General features: G+C 45.9%; 10 protein-coding genes. 3 read left to right on the top strand and 7 right to left on the bottom strand.

Annotated features, from left to right (window positions below):
• Positions 1 to 3 precede the first annotated feature (3 nt).
• From LX99_RS02045 to rhaT, 3 genes are all read right to left on the bottom strand, one after another.
• Positions 4 to 1278, bottom strand: coding sequence for a TIM barrel protein (locus tag LX99_RS02045; protein WP_109606932.1), 1275 nt, complete (start codon positions 1276 to 1278; stop codon positions 4 to 6).
• A gap of 228 nt (positions 1279 to 1506) precedes the next feature.
• A complete protein-coding gene (locus LX99_RS02040; RefSeq protein ID WP_109605948.1) occupies positions 1507 to 3627 on the bottom strand; it encodes a bifunctional aldolase/short-chain dehydrogenase in 2121 nt (706 codons plus the stop codon).
• Between the two features lie 45 nt (positions 3628 to 3672).
• Positions 3673 to 4797 carry an L-rhamnose/proton symporter RhaT gene (rhaT, locus tag LX99_RS02035; RefSeq protein WP_109605946.1) on the bottom strand — a complete coding sequence of 375 codons (1125 nt, stop codon included), beginning with the start codon at positions 4795 to 4797 and terminating at the stop codon, positions 3673 to 3675.
• Positions 4798 to 5276: 479 nt separating this feature from the next.
• Between rhaT and LX99_RS02030 the strand changes: the two genes are divergently transcribed.
• A complete protein-coding gene (locus tag LX99_RS02030) occupies positions 5277 to 7088 on the top strand; it encodes a glycoside hydrolase family 2 protein (RefSeq protein ID WP_109605944.1) in 1812 nt (603 codons plus the stop codon).
• Positions 7089 to 7210: 122 nt separating this feature from the next.
• Here the strand turns inward: LX99_RS02030 and LX99_RS02025 are convergent, their stop codons facing one another.
• Positions 7211 to 9022: an ATP-binding protein gene (locus LX99_RS02025; RefSeq protein WP_109605941.1), complete on the bottom strand. Its 1812-nt coding sequence runs from the start codon at positions 9020 to 9022 to the stop codon at positions 7211 to 7213.
• 88 nt (positions 9023 to 9110) lie between these two features.
• Complete coding sequence (locus tag LX99_RS02020) at positions 9111 to 11786, bottom strand: valine--tRNA ligase (protein WP_109605939.1); 2676 nt, start codon at positions 11784 to 11786, stop codon at positions 9111 to 9113.
• 388 nt (positions 11787 to 12174) lie between these two features.
• On the opposite strand from LX99_RS02020, the gene LX99_RS02015 reads away from it, so the two are divergent.
• Positions 12175 to 14250 (top strand): M13 family metallopeptidase, encoded by a 2076-nt coding sequence (locus LX99_RS02015; protein WP_109605937.1) that lies wholly within the window; start codon positions 12175 to 12177, stop codon positions 14248 to 14250.
• A gap of 68 nt (positions 14251 to 14318) precedes the next feature.
• Here the strand turns inward: LX99_RS02015 and LX99_RS02010 are convergent, their stop codons facing one another.
• The gene (locus LX99_RS02010) at positions 14319 to 14699 is read right to left on the bottom strand and encodes a type II toxin-antitoxin system death-on-curing family toxin (RefSeq protein WP_109605935.1); all 381 of its coding nucleotides are present in this window, start codon (positions 14697 to 14699) and stop codon (positions 14319 to 14321) included.
• Entirely contained in the window at positions 14696 to 14884 is a 189-nt protein-coding gene (locus LX99_RS02005; RefSeq protein WP_109605933.1) for a hypothetical protein, read from the bottom strand. The genes LX99_RS02010 and LX99_RS02005 overlap by 4 nt, the downstream gene beginning before the upstream one ends.
• Before the next feature lie 123 nt (positions 14885 to 15007).
• Here LX99_RS02005 and LX99_RS02000 point away from each other — a divergent pair, with 123 nt between their 5' ends.
• The gene (locus LX99_RS02000) at positions 15008 to 16354 is read left to right on the top strand and encodes an MBL fold metallo-hydrolase (RefSeq protein WP_109605931.1); all 1347 of its coding nucleotides are present in this window, start codon (positions 15008 to 15010) and stop codon (positions 16352 to 16354) included.
• The last annotated feature ends 84 nt before the right edge of the window (positions 16355 to 16438 follow it).

Genomic DNA, 16438 nt, shown 5'->3' with positions numbered 1-16438 from the left:
GGCTTATAATCCGGTTGATATCGCTTTAGCTCCGCGTTCATTGATCAGTTGTTGCCTGACGCCTTGCTGTCTGTAAACAGTTAGCGGGTTTAAAGCTCCGCCCGCTCTTAATCTTGCTTCAGCCAGTAACGGCCTCACATCGGTTCGATAAGCATGTTGTAAAATTTCCTGGGCCAGTACCACATCATTATCCTGTTGGGCCTGTACCAAAGCAGGCGTATCAACCAGTAAGGCCTGCGCGTAGGCTATTTTTATGGCCTCTACTGATTGTAAGAGGTCTTCAATAGGATCTTTCACATTGTGCGAAGCATCGATCATCCAGCCTATGGATGTAGCGTGCGCCATGCCGCGGGCGTCCATGCCTTCAACCAGTTCGTTAAAGATCAGGAATAGCTGGTAAGGGTTAATACTGCCTACGGTAAGGTCGTCATCACCATATTTCGAATCGTTAAAGTGGAAGCCGGCCAGTTTGCCTTCCATTAATAATAACGAAACTATCTGCTCGATATTGGTACTGCCCAGGTGGTGGCCAAGGTCGACCAGTGTTTGTGCTTTTGGGCCTAATTTGGATGAGAGCAGGTATGATTGCCCCCAATCGCCGATGGTGGTGGAGTAAAAGTTAGGCTCATAAGGCTTATACTCCACCCAAACTTTCCAGTCATCAGGCAGGGCGTCATAAATCTCCCGTAGGCTTTCCAAAGTGCGTTCAAACGCACCGCGCATATTCAACTGACCGGGGAAGTTTGAACCATCCGACAGCCAAACCGATAAGGCTTTCGAATCAAGTTCAACTCCATATTTAATCACTTCGATGTTATGGGCAATGGCCTGCTTGCGCACTGCTTTATCTACGTGGTGTAACGATCCGAACTTGTAACTCAACTCCTGGTCAGGCTGATCCTGAAATGTATTGGAATTAACCGCGTCGAAATGTAAACCCAACTCCGCCGCGTGGGCTTTAACAGCCAAAGCATTGGAAGGGATATCCCACGGGATATGTAATGAGATAGAATTACTGCTGCGGTTAAGCGCGTGGATTAAACCTACATCATCTATTTTCTCTTCCAGGCTGCGCGGCTCACCACCGCCCGAAAAACGCCCAAAACGTGTGCCGCCGGTACCAAGGGCCCAGCTTGGTATAGCGATATTGAAGTCGATCAGTTTTTGCAGGATAGCATCCAGGTTTTTTATATCGGCCGCAACAAAATCAAATTTGCGCTGATGGTCATTGATCTGTTGATGATTGGCTTCATCAATTTTATATTTTTCTAACTGCATAAGCCCCTCCCAACCCTCCCCGGAAGGGAGGGCTTTTTTATTTTGAAGTTTCTCGTAGTCCAGAGGCTCGCGCACCTGAACTACCTAAAATATGAGTGTCCACACTCATGTTAATATCTACAAATCATATAGTAAGCGTGGATACCTACTACCATACAAGTTTAAGCGCGAACTCCCGTCCTTGTATTATTTTAAAGTCTCCCCTTCCGGGGGAGATTTAGAGGGGGCTTACCTTACAAACGCCATCGCCACCCCGCCATCAACATTCAGCACGTTACCGGTTGATTTGTTGAGCAGGCCGCCTGTAAAGGCGAAGCAGGCATTGGCGATATCGGCAGGTAAAATTACCTCGTTTAGTAAAGTGCGTTTAGCATAGTAAGCAGGCAATTCTTCAACGGTAACACCGTAAGCTTTAGCCCGACCCTCGGCCCATCCGCCGGCCCAGATGTTGCTGTCGCTGATCACGGCATCCGGGTTAACTACGTTTACGCGGATCCTATCGGCACCCAATTCGGCGGCATTCAACCTGCTCAGGTGTAACTGGGCCGATTTTGCCGAGCCGTAACCGGCATTATTGGGCCCGCTAACCAAAGCGTTTTTACTTACGATGTTAATAATATCGCCGCCGATATCCTGTTTTTTCATCACCGCTACAGCAGCCTGGGTAATAAAGAACTGGCCTTTTACCAATACATCGTATAGCAGGTCCCAATCTTTTTCGGTATGATCGGCAATGGATTTGGAGATGGATAAGCCCGCGTTATTTACCACAATATCCACCCCGCCAAACGTCAGCGCCGCTATTTCAAGCGCTTCATTAATCTGTTCGGCCCTGGTAACGTCAAGAATGGCCGTGGTGTAGGAATCTTTACCGTATTGCTTTTTAAATTCCTCGCCTGCGCCTTCCAAACGTTCGGCATTCATATCGTTCAAAATAACAACCGCGCCTTCATCAACAAATTTTTTGGCGATAGCTTTACCTATCCCGCCCGCGCTGCCGGTGATCAGGGCAATTTTACCTGATAATGCTTTTGGTTTAGGCATGCGCTGTAGTTTAGCTTCCTCCAGCAACCAATATTCAATATCAAAAGCTTCCTGGCGTGGGAGCGAGGTATATTCAGAAATAGCCTCGGCCCCTTTCATTACGTTGATAGCATTGGTATAAAACTCGGCCGCTACACGGGCGGTTTGTTTATCTTTCGAGAAAGAGAACAAACCCACACCCGGATATAAGATAATTACCGGGTTGGTATCCCTGATGGCCGGACTGTTATCATGTTTGCAGGTATTGTAATAATCGGTATACATTTGGCGATAAGCCTCAAATGCGGGCGCCAAACGGGCTTTCAAGGCAGTGACATCACTCAGATCTTCGTCCGGTGCCAAATCAAGCACCAGCGGACTGATCTTGGTGCGCAAAAAGTGGTCGGGACAGCTGGTGCCCAATGGGGCCAAACGATCCAGGTCATTTGAATTGATAAACTCTAACACGCGCGCGTCGTCGGTAAAATGACCAACCATATGGCGGTAGCTTGAACAGAAGCCGCGTAACACCGGAGCCAGTGCCGCGGCTTGTTTTTTACGGGCCGGTTCTTCAAGGCTTTCATTTTTTTGCCCGCCAAAAACAGGGCCTTTTTTGCCGTAGTTTTCTTCCAGGTATTCGGCGCAGCGCTCTATCACTTCAAGAGTGTTGATGTAGCTTTCGTAAGCGGTATCACCCCAGGTAAATAATCCGTGCGAACCTAACATAATACCGCGGATGCCGGGGTTTTCGTCAAGGCACTGTTTTAATTGTAAACCCAGTTCAAAGCCTGGTTTTTTCCATTCAACCCAGCCAATGGTACCGTTAAACAATTCCTGCGTTATTTTTTTACCATCTTTTGCAGCCGCTATAGCGATGGCCGCGTCAGGGTGCAGGTGATCAATATGTTTAAATGGCAGGAAGCTGTGAAGTGGGGTATCGATTGACGGCGCTTTGGAGTTAAGATCATAAATGCAGTGGTTAAACAGTTCAACCATTTCATCCTCAAATTCAACGCCGCGGTAAATATTTTTCAGGCTTCGTAAACGATCTACGTAAAGGGCTGCCAGTCCGCTTTTTTTAAGCGTACCAATATCACCGCCCGATCCCTTGATCCACATTACTTCCACCTCCTTACCGGTAAGCGGATCTTTGCCCATCAGCTTGCACGAGGTGTTGCCCCCGCCGTAGTTGGTAAGGCGCAGGTCGGCACCTAACAGGTTGGATCGGTAAATGAGCAGGGCTACTTCATCACCTTCCATTCCGGCGGCTTTGTCATCATCCCAAAGGTAACTTACATGCTTAAATGGTGTTGTTTTAACAGACATATTTTAAATTAGTGAATTATCGAGTTAGTGAATTATTGATTTATTTTAATTTTTTATTGTCAAATCAGATACTTGTTTGGCCTCTGCTTTGGCTTTTATTTTGTTGCCATAACCTACCACCAATACCGATAATACAATGACTACTATACCGGCTATTACGGTTACAAATGCTTTCCTGCTTACCCCTTTCCATTCTTTTAATACCAGGCCCCAGGTGTTGGCGATAAGGATAATGAAAGCCATGTGTAATATCCATGAGCTGGCGCCATTGCCCATTTTACTTTCGCCCATGCCGTAAAAAAAGAACTGTAAAAACCAGGTTGTACCGGCAAGCGCGGCAAGCAGGTAGTTTTTAAGCAGGGGCGTTTGCTTATCAGTGTAGTTATTAAACGTTTTGTTGCGGGCGTTCAATATCATACACCATATAAAGTTGGTGGTGAGGCCTCCCCACAGTATAACGATGTAGGGTACATTGTTGGAGAACAGGAAATCGCCCTGTCCCGGATGCGAGGCCTGCCAGGCTTGGTTGGCAATCTCAGCCATTGGTTTTCCGGCCTCAATCCCAAAGTTGAAACAGGCGCTTAACACGCCGGATATAACTGCCACAACTATGCCCAAACCAAAGCGGTAATCCTTGTTTTCTTCGGCTACTGTTTTATCCGCAGATAATTCCCGCTCTTTCATTGTACCGGCCTTGCCGCATATAATAATGCCCACTACACACAGTAAAATGCCTAATAAAACCAATTGCCCCCATGGTGTGTGCAGCATCAGCGTAAAAGTATCTTTCCCTTTTTTAGGGAAGAGATCATAATACACCGAGGGGATGATCGCCCCGAAAACCGAACATAAGCCCAATATAATAGTACTGCCCAACGATACCCCCAAATATCGAACCCCCAAACCATACGTCAACCCGCCTATCCCCCATAACAAGCCCATCAGGTAGGTCCAGCCAAGCGTTGCCGAGCCGGTATGGCTTATAATATCGGCAAAGCCCGGAACGGTAAGCCATGCGGCCAGCGGCGGCACAATCAACCATGAAAAAAGACCGCCCACTATCCAGTAGCTTTCCCAGGCCCAGCCCTTTATTTTTTTATAGGGAATATAAAAACTCCCCGAAGCAAAGCCACCTATAAAATGGAAGATGACTCCTAAAATTACTTGCATACTCTTAATTGGTTTACATTGGTAAGGCTAATGTAGATAATATAAATCCTTTAACTATCCCCTGCTGTCTCTGTGGATTGTCGTCAATCAGACTTTACAGAATTGTAGGATTTTCAGAATAAGGAGTTTTGCAGGCATCCTGTTAATTTTCTCCCGGAGGTCGTGTCACGACCTGATGCATGGCGTTTTGTCTGAACTTAAATTGGGGGGAATTAAAGGAATCAACAGAATGCAGCGAAATTTCGATCAATTCCTTAATTCTATAAATTCTGGTTCAGAAAAAACAGCGTAATCATAAAAATCATTTTAATCACAAAGAAAAAAATCCAGCGAAATCAGCGTAATCATCCCCAATCAACGGTTAAAATCGGTGTAATCAAAAATCAATCGGTGTAAGCCCCACAAATAAAATGTTATGATAACGGTTATCTATTCCTTACTTTAGGCATTCATAACCTTGTTAACTGCAACATCTACCCATGAATACCTATCTCAAAGCAAAAGCCCTGCTTTTGGCAGCATTTTTATATGCATGCACCGCCCTGGCCCAGGAGGCCAAACTGCCCACACGTTGGACAAGGGAAGCCATACAGGCAGAAACCCCGCTCTCCGAATATCCCCGCCCTCAATTAGAACGTGCCGACTGGCTTTGTTTAAACGGCAAATGGGATTACATGGGCGGCAAGAATGCCCCTAATGCCTTAAACCCTGAAAAACCTGCCGTTTTTGAAGGTAAAACCGAAAGGATCCAGGTACCCTTCTGCCCCGAATCGGTACTATCAGGTATACAGCGCAAACAGGAAATTAATATGTGGTACCGCCGTAACATTGAGCTCCCGGCAAACTGGCAGGGAAAACAGGTTATGCTGCATTTTGGCGCGGTAGATCATGATGCAACTGTTTTTGTAAATGATAAAAAGGTAGGTTCGCATTCTGGCGGATATGATTCCTTTAGTTTTAATATTACATCTTATCTGAAAAAAGGCGGCAATACCATTGTGGTAGCCGCTAAAGATCCTAATGATGGCAAAACGCCCTCCGGCAAAAACGGTCCGCGGGGTGATTACACCTTTTCATCGGGCATCTGGCAAACTGTTTGGCTGGAACCGCTAAACAAATCGTATATCAAAAGTATCCGGCTATTGCCTGATGTGGAAGGTAAACGTTTAAAACTTTGGGTCAATACCGAGGGCAAAGGAAAGATCAAGGCCGTAGCGCTGAACAATGGTAAAGAAATTTCCAAAACGGAAGCTGTTGGCGGCACGTATTTTTATCTGCCGGTAAATAATGCCAGGCTATGGTCGCCCGATTCACCGTTTTTGTACGATCTGCAACTCTCGCTTTACAATACCGACGGGAGCGAGGCTGACAAGGTAAAAAGCTATTTCGGTATGCGCGATATTAAACTCGGTAAACTAAACGGTGTGGTCCGGCCACTCATCAACGGCAAATTCATGATGCAGCTGGGCCTGCTTGACCAGGGTTACTGGCCCGATGGCGTTTTAACCGCCCCAACTGAAGATGCCCTGAAGTTTGATATGGAATACACCAGGAAAGCGGGCTACAACCTCATTCGCAAACACATGAAAACGGAACCCCAGCGCTTTTACTATTGGGCCGACAAAATGGGGCTACTGGTTTGGCAGGATATGCCTGCCATTTGGTATCAAAACGAGGATTCTACCCAAAACCGCAAGGTTTATCGCAAGGAACTGAAGGCCATTATCGATGATCATTACAACTCGCCCTCAATAATTACCTGGGTGCCGTTCAACGAAAACTGGGGTGCCTTTGATGTTAAAAACATCACCAACTGGGTTAAACGGTATGATCCGTCACGGTTGGTTAACGGCAACTCCGGTTTTAACAACAACCCCGACTATCAAAAGCCATATGGCGACCCGGGCAATGGGGATTATGTAGATACCCATATTTACGTGGGCCCTTACGGCGCTTCTGTACCAGATGCGCACCGGGCGGCTTCGTTAGGCGAATTTGGAGGCGTAGGCCTGTTTGTGCGCAACCACATGTGGCCCGTTCACAACAACGCGTATGACTACGAACCAACGCGTTCCCGCCTTACTGATCGTTATGTTTTTTTACTTGACGAGGTGGAGCAGCTAATGAAATACAAAGGCTTAAGTGTAGCCATATATACCCAAACAACAGATGTGGAGCATGAAGTAAATGGCGTGTTAACTTATGATCGCGCTGTTGAAAAAATGGAATTGGATAGGGTTAAAGAGGTGAATGAGGCGGTGATTAAAGCCGGAGATGCATTGAATAAATAGGAGGGTAGAATCAGGACAGGAAGATTCAAGAGACAAAAAGAAAAAATCACTGTTCGCGTTGCAAACGATTGCAAGGGAAATTTTCTAAAGCCCTCCCTTCCGGGGAGGGTTTGGGTGGGCTCCTACGCCATTTTACCTGGTGCATAGGTTTGCAGTTTCTCCAGTAGTTCGTCTGGTTTAAAGGGTTTTGATACATAATCATTCATGCCGGCCTCATAAACCTGGTCCTTAATATCAAACAAGGCCGATGCTGTAAGCGCGATGATCGGTATCCGTGATTTGCGCGGATCGGCCATTTTACGAATCTCTTTCGATGCGTCGAAGCCGTTCATTATCGGCATCTGTAAATCCATCAGTATAATATCAAAGTTTCCGTATTGCATAAACTCAACCGCCCGCTCGCCATTTTCGGCAATGGTTGGCGTAATGTTCCATTTAGCCAGCAGCTTTTTCATCAGCATTACGTTCACCATATTATCTTCGGCAATTAATATCCTGAGGCTGCTAAGCAAACCATCAACCGCAGCGTTGTTAGCGGGGGCGGCTTCAACAGGCTCGGGTAAAACTTCGGTTGATACCGGAAACTCCATATTAAATAAAAATTCGGAGCCGTAACCGCGTGTACTGTTCACCGTCATTTGCAGGCCCTGCAACTCCAGCAAACGCTTAACAATAGCCAGCCCCAGGCCGGTGCCCCCAAATTTGCGGGTGGTAGCTAATGATTCCTGGGTAAAGGGCTCAAATATGTTGGCAAGTTTATCGCTCTCTATGCCTATGCCCGTGTCCCTCACCGAAAAATTTACCGTAACGGTGTTGTGCCTGTCTTCAACGCAGGTAACCCGCACCCAGATATTGCCCTTTTCGGTAAATTTAATGGCATTGCTTACCAGGTTAAAAATGATCTGGGTAAGGCGTGTAGGATCGCCAAAAAGCGCCCTGCGTTTTAATGAACTGTCAACATCCAGCTTAAACAATAAACCTTTTTCTTCGGCTTTCAGCATCTGCCCGCCGCAGATATTGTTCATCAGATCAACCAGGTTAAACCTGATATTTTCAAAAACCACCTTGCCCGATTCGATCTTGCTGAAATCAAGCACATCATTCACAATGGCAAGCAGGTTATTGGCCGAAAATTTCAGGATCTCGAGGTTTTCTTTTTGATCGGGCCTTGGGCTGCCCATCATCAGCAAATTGCTCATGCCGATCACAGCGTTTAATGGAGTGCGGATCTCGTGCGACATGGTCGACAAAAACTCCGATTTTGCCAGGGCCGATTTTTCGGCTTTTTCAATAGCCGCTTCCATTTCATGGTAAAGTCTTTTTTGTTCTTCGCTGCTATCCTTAAGGTTTTTAATGTTTTTTAAAAAAGCGGTGTAAAAGTGGCTGTGAATAAATATCAGCAGGATAAAGTTGGCAAACAGGCTGATAATGATCGTCGACTGATCTATCTTATTGGGTTTTATACCGATAACATAGCCGCTGTTATATTCAATGATCATGAAAATCAGTACCGGCACGGTATTGAGCAAGGAATAGATCAGCCCCCAGGTTTGCCCCAGCATATAAAAGCTAAATGCCACTACGATGATAATAACCTGTACGGCAATGATGTTTACGGTTTGCAGGCTGATATAAACCAAACTGGTGTTTACCAGGGTGCCAACTATAAGCAGCGCGTGTGATGCCAGCCGCCAGTTGGATGTCCATGTTAAATATTTAAACAGCACTATAACCGATAACATGAGCACCAGGGTGGTTTTGGCTAACATACCCTGGTTTTGAAAATACACGTTCAGGTACAGCGCGCAAAGCGCAACAAATACCAGGAAAAAGCCATAATACAGTAAACGGATACGTGCCTGGTCAAGAAACGGCTGTTCCTTCCGAAGGATTTTATAGATCGATAAGTTAAAAAAACTTACATTATCATTCATATTCAGGACAAATCATGAACCTTGCCATTGCCAGGAAACCGTACTTTCGGTACGGTTTCCTGTAGTGCAAAGTTGATGAATCCTGCAATTAGCAAGCCAAAGCCTGCAGGTTTTCTTCTATGATAGCCAGTTTAGCCTCGGCATCAGTTTTTTTCTTTTGCTCGGCCGCTATAACTTCAGGCTTAGCATTAGCCATAAAGCGTTCGTTAGTTAATTTGCCGTTAACGGCCTTTAAAAAGCCGAGCAAATATTCTTTCTCCTTTGCCAAACGGGCGCATTCTGCCACCGGGTCAATTTCCTCTTCAAACGGCACATAAAATTCATCGGTAGAGGCCAGGAAACTGATGGCGCCTTCAACCTTGTCGGTAACGGTATCAAACTTGCCGATGTTACCCAGGCGGCTGATAATAGCCTGGTATTGATGATAATCAATACCGGAATTTGGACGTACAAATAACTCAAGCGGTTCTTTATCTGCTATCTGTTTTGTTTTGCGCGTATTCCTGAGGTTTGTAACAACATCTTTTATCACTTCAATATCTGCAAGCAGCCGTGAATTTATTTCCCCAATAACGGGTAATTGCGCTACAATACAGCAGTCCATTTCGGTGCGTTGGCCAAACAACTCGTCATGCCACAACTCTTCGGTAAGGAACGGCATAAAAGGGTGCAGCACCTTCAGGATATTTTCAAAAAAGCCGATAGTAGCCTCATATGTTGCCTTGTCAATAGGATGCTGATAGGCCGGTTTGATCATTTCGAGGTACCAGGCGCAAAAATCGTCCCATACCAGTTTGTAGGTATCCATCAACGCTTCCGAGAGGCGGTATTGCGCAAAGTTGGCTTCAATTTCTGTAAGGGCCTGGTTAAACCGGTTGCCAAACCACTCTATAGCTACAACATTGGGGTTAGGCAGTGTTGCATCAACCTCCCAGCCTTTTACCAGCTTAAACGCATTCCATATCTTGTTGGCGAAACCTGCCCCCTGTTTACAGTAGCTTTCGTCAAACATCAAATCGTTGCCGGCAGGCGAGCAGAGCAGCATCCCCACGCGAACACCATCAGCACCGTAATTCTCAATCAGATCAAGCGGATCGGGCGAGTTGCCTAACGATTTCGACATTTTACGGCCCTGCTTGTCCCTTACAATACCGGTAAGGTAAACATTACGGAAAGGCACTTCGCCCCTAAACTCGTGCCCCGCCATGATCATCCTTGCCACCCAGAAAAATAAAATTTCCGGCGCGGTAACCAGGTCGTTGGTTGGATAGTAATAGTTGATATCGGCGTTATCAGGGTCTTTAAAGCCATCAAACACCGAAATAGGCCATAGCCATGACGAAAACCAGGTATCAACCACGTCTTCATCCTGTTTCAAATCGGCTGCGGTAAGCGCCGGATTTATTGCCTGTGCTTCTTTCAGCGCTTCTTCTATGTTTTTAGCAATGACAAACTCGCCGGTAGGTAAATACCAGGCCGGAATTTGCTGTCCCCACCATAACTGGCGGCTGATGTTCCAGTCGCGTACGTTTTCCATCCAGTGGCGGTAGGTGTTGATGAATTTGTCAGGGATCAGTTTTATTTCGCCGTTCAGTACATAATCCAAAGCAGGTTTAGCCATTTCGGCCATCTTGCAAAACCATTGCATAGATAGCTTAGGCTCGATCACCGCGTTGGTGCGTTCAGAAAAACCAACCTGCGATTTATATTCTTCCACCTTTTCCAGCGCAGCGGCTTCTTCCAGCAATAACGCGATTTTTTTACGGGCGGCAAAGCGGTCTTCCCCAACCAGTATCTGGGCTTTTTCGTTCAGCGTGCCGTCGTCGTTCAAAATATCAATAACGGGCAGGTTGTGGCGCTGGCCCAGTTCATAGTCATTTAAATCATGTGCAGGGGTAACTTTTAAACAGCCGGTACCAAAATCCATGGTAACATAATCATCCAGTATCACCGGGATTTCGCGGTTAATTAACGGAATAAACACTTTTTTACCATGCAGATGCAGGTAGCGCTCATCATTAGGGTTGATACAGATCGCCGCATCGGCCATAATGGTTTCGGGGCGGGTGGTGGCTATAGTTAAGAAGTCAGAAGTTGGAAGTTCTGAGTCGGAAGTCAAATCCTGACTTACAACTTCGGGCTTCAGACTTGAGACTTTATACTTAATATAATAAAGCTTCTGGTTAACTTCCTTACGGATCACCTCTTCGTCGCTCACCGCAGTTTTACCTTGCGGGTCCCAGTTAATCATGCGGATACCGCGGTAAATCCAGCCTTTTTTATACAGGTGGATAAAAGTATCGATAACAGCTTCAGACAGGTTCTCGTCCATGGTAAATTTGGTACGGTCCCAATCGCATGAGGCGCCCAATTTTTTAAGCTGCTCCAGGATAATGCCGCCGTATTTTTCTTTCCATTCCCAGGCGTATTTCAAAAACTCCTCTCGGGTAAGGTCTTTTTTGCTGATGCCGCGCTCTTTCAGCATGGCAACAACTTTGGCTTCGGTGGCAATACTGGCATGGTCGGTACCGGGAACCCAGCAGGCGTTTTTGCCTTTCATACGGGCGCGGCGAACCAGCACATCCTGTATGGTATTGTTAAGCATGTGGCCCATGTGCAGAACCCCGGTAACATTTGGCGGCGGAATGACTATAGTATAAGGCTCACGCTCATCAGGCACCGACTTGAAAAAGCCGTGCTGCAACCAGTAACTGTACCATTTTTCTTCGGTTTCTTTAGGGATATATGTTTTAGCAATACTCATAACGCGCAAAAATACGATAGTTAGTGATTGTCTGAATCAGAATTTACAGAATTTTAGAATTTGCAGGATAATTAGGTGCCCGAGTCATATAAAAACGTAAACTAAAACACAAAATTTGAATCATGATTACTAACAATGCTGTTCATTCTAAAATTCGGTAAATTCTGATTCAGATAACTCAAACAATATTTTTACAATCCTTCAGTTATTGATAGTACTAACAACGCGATTATTATGAAAACAATGCCATTGCACCGTTTGTGGCTTGATATTTTAAAAAAATCAAAGCTGGAAGCCATTATCAACTGGTTCAATCGTTAGGCCTCGGTTCAGGCAGGCCTGTTCATGTTGCACTTTATTCATTAACTTTAACTTTTTTATTATTAATATGAAATTAAAGTTATACTTTATTGTGCTGGCTGCAGCTCTCGGCATGTCGGTAAATGTTTTCGCTGCGGATGGCCCTAAGCCGGTAAAAGCCAAGCGTAAAACCGCCGCTCCTCCTAAAAAATTTATTGATCCGGCCAACATGGACCTGGCCGTTAAACCGGGCGATGATTTTTTTGAATACGCTAACGGCGGCTGGTTAAAGCGTAATGCCGTTCCTGCTAAAGAAACCCGTTGGGGAAGCTTCAATATTTTGCGCCAGGAAAATATCGATAAACTGATTGGGCTGTTAAATGAAGTAAGCAAAACCTCGGCATCACAACCCAAAGGCAGCCTGAAACAACGCGTAGGCGATTTGTATGCCAGCGGCATGGACACCCTCACTATCGAAAAACGTGGCTACGACCCCATTAAGCCATTTTTAAACCGTATAGACAAAATCAGAAACCTTGACGATGTTATTAACGAATTAGTTTATGAACGTGTAAACGGCGCGGGCTCTGCTGTTTTCGGGTTTAGTGTAGATCAGGATGATAAATATGTAAACAGGTACATTGTTAACCTTGGACAGGGCGGTATCAACCTGCCCGACAGGGATTATTACCTGAAAAGTGATGCGCGTTCAAAAAAAGCGCAGGAAGCTTTAAAAAAATTAATTGTTACTTTATTTACGCTTACCGGCAGCAGCGCAGACGAAGCTGCAAAAAATGCTGATATCGTTTACAATCTCGAATATACCTGGGCAAAGGCACAGTTAAGCCGTGTGGCTATGCGCGATCCGCATGTTACCTACAACAAATTCCTGGTAGCTGATTTTGAAAAGCAAACGCCCCACTTAAAGTGGAGCAAAATATTACCGGCGCTTAAGGCCGGTAGCCAGGACAGTATTATTGTTGCGCAGCCTTCTTTTTTTAGAACAACAGATTCGCTGCTGGCCGCAACGCCGGTTGCTAACCTTAAAATTTATCTTCGCTGGCATATTTTAAGAGGGGCCGCTGTTTCCCTGAGCTCTGATTTTGTTAAGGCGGGCTTTGCTTTTAGCAGCGCTTTAAGCGGGCAAAAAGTACAAACACCGCGCAAGGAGCGCATGAGCGCTTTTGTTGATAATAGCCTTGGCGAACTATTGGGCCAGTTGTTTGTTGAGAAGTATTTTACTCCGGCCGCCAAACAATACATGGTTGCTTTGGTGAATAACCTCAAAGCCACCCTCGGCGATCGTATAAAACGCCTGGAGTGGATGAGCCCCGCCACCAAAGATCGCGCGCTGAAAAAACTGAACGCCTTTACTGTAAAAATCGGCTATCCGGATAACTGGGAAAAGTATGATGGCATTGTGATTAACCGCGATGATTATTACGGCAATTTGACTGCTATCAATATATGGAAATACAATTTCAATGTTAGCCGCTTAGGCAAACCGGTTGATAAAACCCGCTGGGGCATGACACCGCCTACGGTTAACGCGTATTACAACCCAACGAATAACGAAATCGTGTTCCCGGCAGGCATACTGCAGTTCCCTTTCTTTGATTTTAATGCTGATGATGCCATTAACTACGGAGGAATCGGGGCTGTGATTGGCCATGAAATGACCCATGGTTTTGACGATCAGGGCCGTCAGTACGATGCGGATGGCACCTTGCGCGACTGGTGGACCGCCGAAGACGCCAATAAATTTAAATCGCGCGCCGACCAGGTGGTTGCCCAATACAATGCTTTCAAGGTACTCGATAGCCTGCACGTAAACGGGAAGCTGACCCTTGGCGAAAATCTTGCCGATCTTGGCGGTTTGAACATCGCGTATGAGGCTTTCAGTAAAACCAAACAGGCCCGGTCTGGTAATAAAGCAGATGGGTTTATGCCTGATCAGCGTTTCTTTTTATCCTGGGCACAGGTATGGCGTTCGGCTCAAACGCCCGAGGCTGCCGCGCAAAGGATCTTAACAGACCCGCACTCGCCCGAGCAGTTTCGCACCAACGCGCCGGTAACCAATATGGATGCCTGGTATAAGGCATTTGACGTGAAACCGGGCGATAAAATGTATAAAAAGCCGGAAGAGAGGATTAAGATATGGTAGTATCAAAATTTTCACGAAACAAAACAGGCCCGGCGAAGCCGGGCCTGTTTTGTTGAGCAATGAGACGATCATCCTTTTTTTATTAATCGGCTTACAATCCAGTTTCTTATTTCTTCAAACCTGATCTCACCTTTACTGGCGTTGATAACCATTTCGTACTTTTCGTTTTGAGAAGCTACAATATCAAATCCATTGTTCAGCAATGTAAGGCGCATTAAAACATAGGATATCCGTTTATTTCCATCCATAAAAGGATGGTTAATTACAAGGCTCTCAAAAATGGCCGTCGCTTTATCCGCAGGTTCAGGATATAGTTCCAAGCTATCAAAAGTAGCATATGGGCGTGCCAGGGCAGCCTCAAGTCCTGCCTTATCACGAATACCTGTTAAGCCTCCAAATTTCTCAATAAGCACATTGTGTACCTGCTCCGCCTGTTCAATACTTATCATTGAGCAAGCTTTTCAAGTAATTCGGCGTCCTCGGTGAGTATCTGCCGTAAATGCGATGTTAATTTAATATCGGATGGCGCTTTTGCCTGCAGATGCTGCAGGTACAATAGCACATCGTTCAAGGCCTCTTCAGGAATATTTTCCAATGTTTTATTGATCTCCGTCTTTAATTCAGTTGTGGTCATTATCAAATTTAATTATTTATGTCTTAAATTGTCCAGACGTTGAAGGATATTCTCTAATCTTTTACCCCGCACAAACATTCCCCCTGCCCAACATCCCGCACAAACAATTATCTTTGCCAGCAAATGATCATACAGCAATTTTACGATAAAGGCCTGGCGCATGGCTCATATGCCGTGATCCGTACAGGTAAAATGATAGTGATTGATCCGGCGCGTAACCCGCAGCCTTATTACGATTTTGCCGAACAGCACGATGCCACCATTGTTGGCGTTATTGAAACGCACCCCCATGCCGATTTTGTAAGCTCGCACCTCGAGATCCATCAAACCACGGGCGCGGTTATTTATAACAGCAAACTTACCGGCGCTACTTACCCCCACGAAAGTTTTGACGACGGCGACGTGATTGAACTGAACGATATCAAACTTAAAGCCCTGAATACCCCCGGTCACTCACCCGATTCGATCTGTATTTTGCTGGTTGACGAGGAAGGCCGCGAAAGCGCCATTTTTACCGGCGATACCTTGTTTGTGGGCGATGTTGGTCGCCCGGATTTGCGCGAGAATGTGGGCAATATCACCGCAAAAAAAGAAGAACTTGCTAGGCAGATGTACCAGAGCACCCGCCAGAAATTGATGACTTTGCCTGAAAACGTGGTGGTTTACCCGGCCCATGGCCCTGGTTCATTATGCGGCAAAAACATGAGTCCCGACCTGGAAAGTACCATTGGCCGCGAGCTGCGTGAAAACTATGCATTGCAGCTGATGGATGAGCTGGAGTTTGTGAAAACACTTACTACCGATCAGCCCTTTGTGCCAAAATACTTTGGCCATGACGTGGAGCTGAACAAAGCGGGCGCTTTAAGCTTTGAACAAAGTATTGCAGCGGTACCGCACCTTGATGCCGATGCCGTTTTAGATAAAAATATTTTAGTTGTTGACAGCCGCCCCAAAGCCCGGTTCAGGAACGGCCATTTGCATGGCGCGATCAACCTGCAGGATGGCGAAAAATTTGAAACCTGGCTGGGTTCGGTCATCGGTCCTAACGAGCAGTTTTACCTCATTGCCGAAAATGAAGAGAAGTTGGATGCGCTGATTAAAAAAGCTGCGAAAATTGGCTACGAAAGCAATATTAAAGCCGGTTTATTAGCTCCTGCATCAGCTAACGAAGTATCACCTGTGCTTGATCTTGATGATTTTAAGGCTAATGAGGCAAATTATACCATTGTTGATATCCGCAATACCGGCGAGGTTGCAACGGGTAAGGTATTTAACTCAGCCATCAACATCCCACTGCCCGAACTGCGCGAACGCCTTGGCGAAATAGCTACAGATAAACCCATTGTGGTGCATTGCGCGGCAGGCTACCGCTCGGCCGCAGGCTCAAGCATTATCGCAGCCCGGGTGAATGAAGTGCCTGTATATGATTTAGGTGAGGTGGTTACAGAAATGATGAAAGCGGTACATTAATTGTTCATGGTTCATAGTTGATAGTTCATAGCAAAATAAAGAAGCAAGACTTTTGAATAAATAGCCATGATCTGTCAACTAACC

It is taken from the genome of Mucilaginibacter oryzae, from assembly GCF_003148845.1.
GTDB classification, from domain to species: domain Bacteria; phylum Bacteroidota; class Bacteroidia; order Sphingobacteriales; family Sphingobacteriaceae; genus Mucilaginibacter; species Mucilaginibacter oryzae.
This window is presented reverse-complemented; position numbering and strand designations above follow the sequence as displayed.

Bases quoted from the DNA above. Each gene is read 5' to 3' on its own strand.
- LX99_RS02045 (WP_109606932.1), bottom strand. From the start codon at position 1,278: ATGCAGTTAGAAAAATATAAAATTGATGAAGCCAATCATCAACAGATC.
- LX99_RS02040 (WP_109605948.1), bottom strand. From the start codon at position 3,627: ATGTCTGTTAAAACAACACCATTTAAGCATGTAAGTTACCTTTGGGAT.
- rhaT (WP_109605946.1), bottom strand. From the start codon at position 4,797: ATGCAAGTAATTTTAGGAGTCATCTTCCATTTTATAGGTGGCTTTGCT.
- LX99_RS02030 (WP_109605944.1), top strand. From the start codon at position 5,277: ATGAATACCTATCTCAAAGCAAAAGCCCTGCTTTTGGCAGCATTTTTA.
- LX99_RS02025 (WP_109605941.1), bottom strand. From the start codon at position 9,022: ATGAATGATAATGTAAGTTTTTTTAACTTATCGATCTATAAAATCCTT.
- LX99_RS02020 (WP_109605939.1), bottom strand. From the start codon at position 11,786: ATGAGTATTGCTAAAACATATATCCCTAAAGAAACCGAAGAAAAATGG.
- LX99_RS02015 (WP_109605937.1), top strand. From the start codon at position 12,175: ATGAAATTAAAGTTATACTTTATTGTGCTGGCTGCAGCTCTCGGCATG.
- LX99_RS02010 (WP_109605935.1), bottom strand. From the start codon at position 14,699: ATGATAAGTATTGAACAGGCGGAGCAGGTACACAATGTGCTTATTGAG.
- LX99_RS02005 (WP_109605933.1), bottom strand. From the start codon at position 14,884: ATGACCACAACTGAATTAAAGACGGAGATCAATAAAACATTGGAAAAT.
- LX99_RS02000 (WP_109605931.1), top strand. From the start codon at position 15,008: ATGATCATACAGCAATTTTACGATAAAGGCCTGGCGCATGGCTCATAT.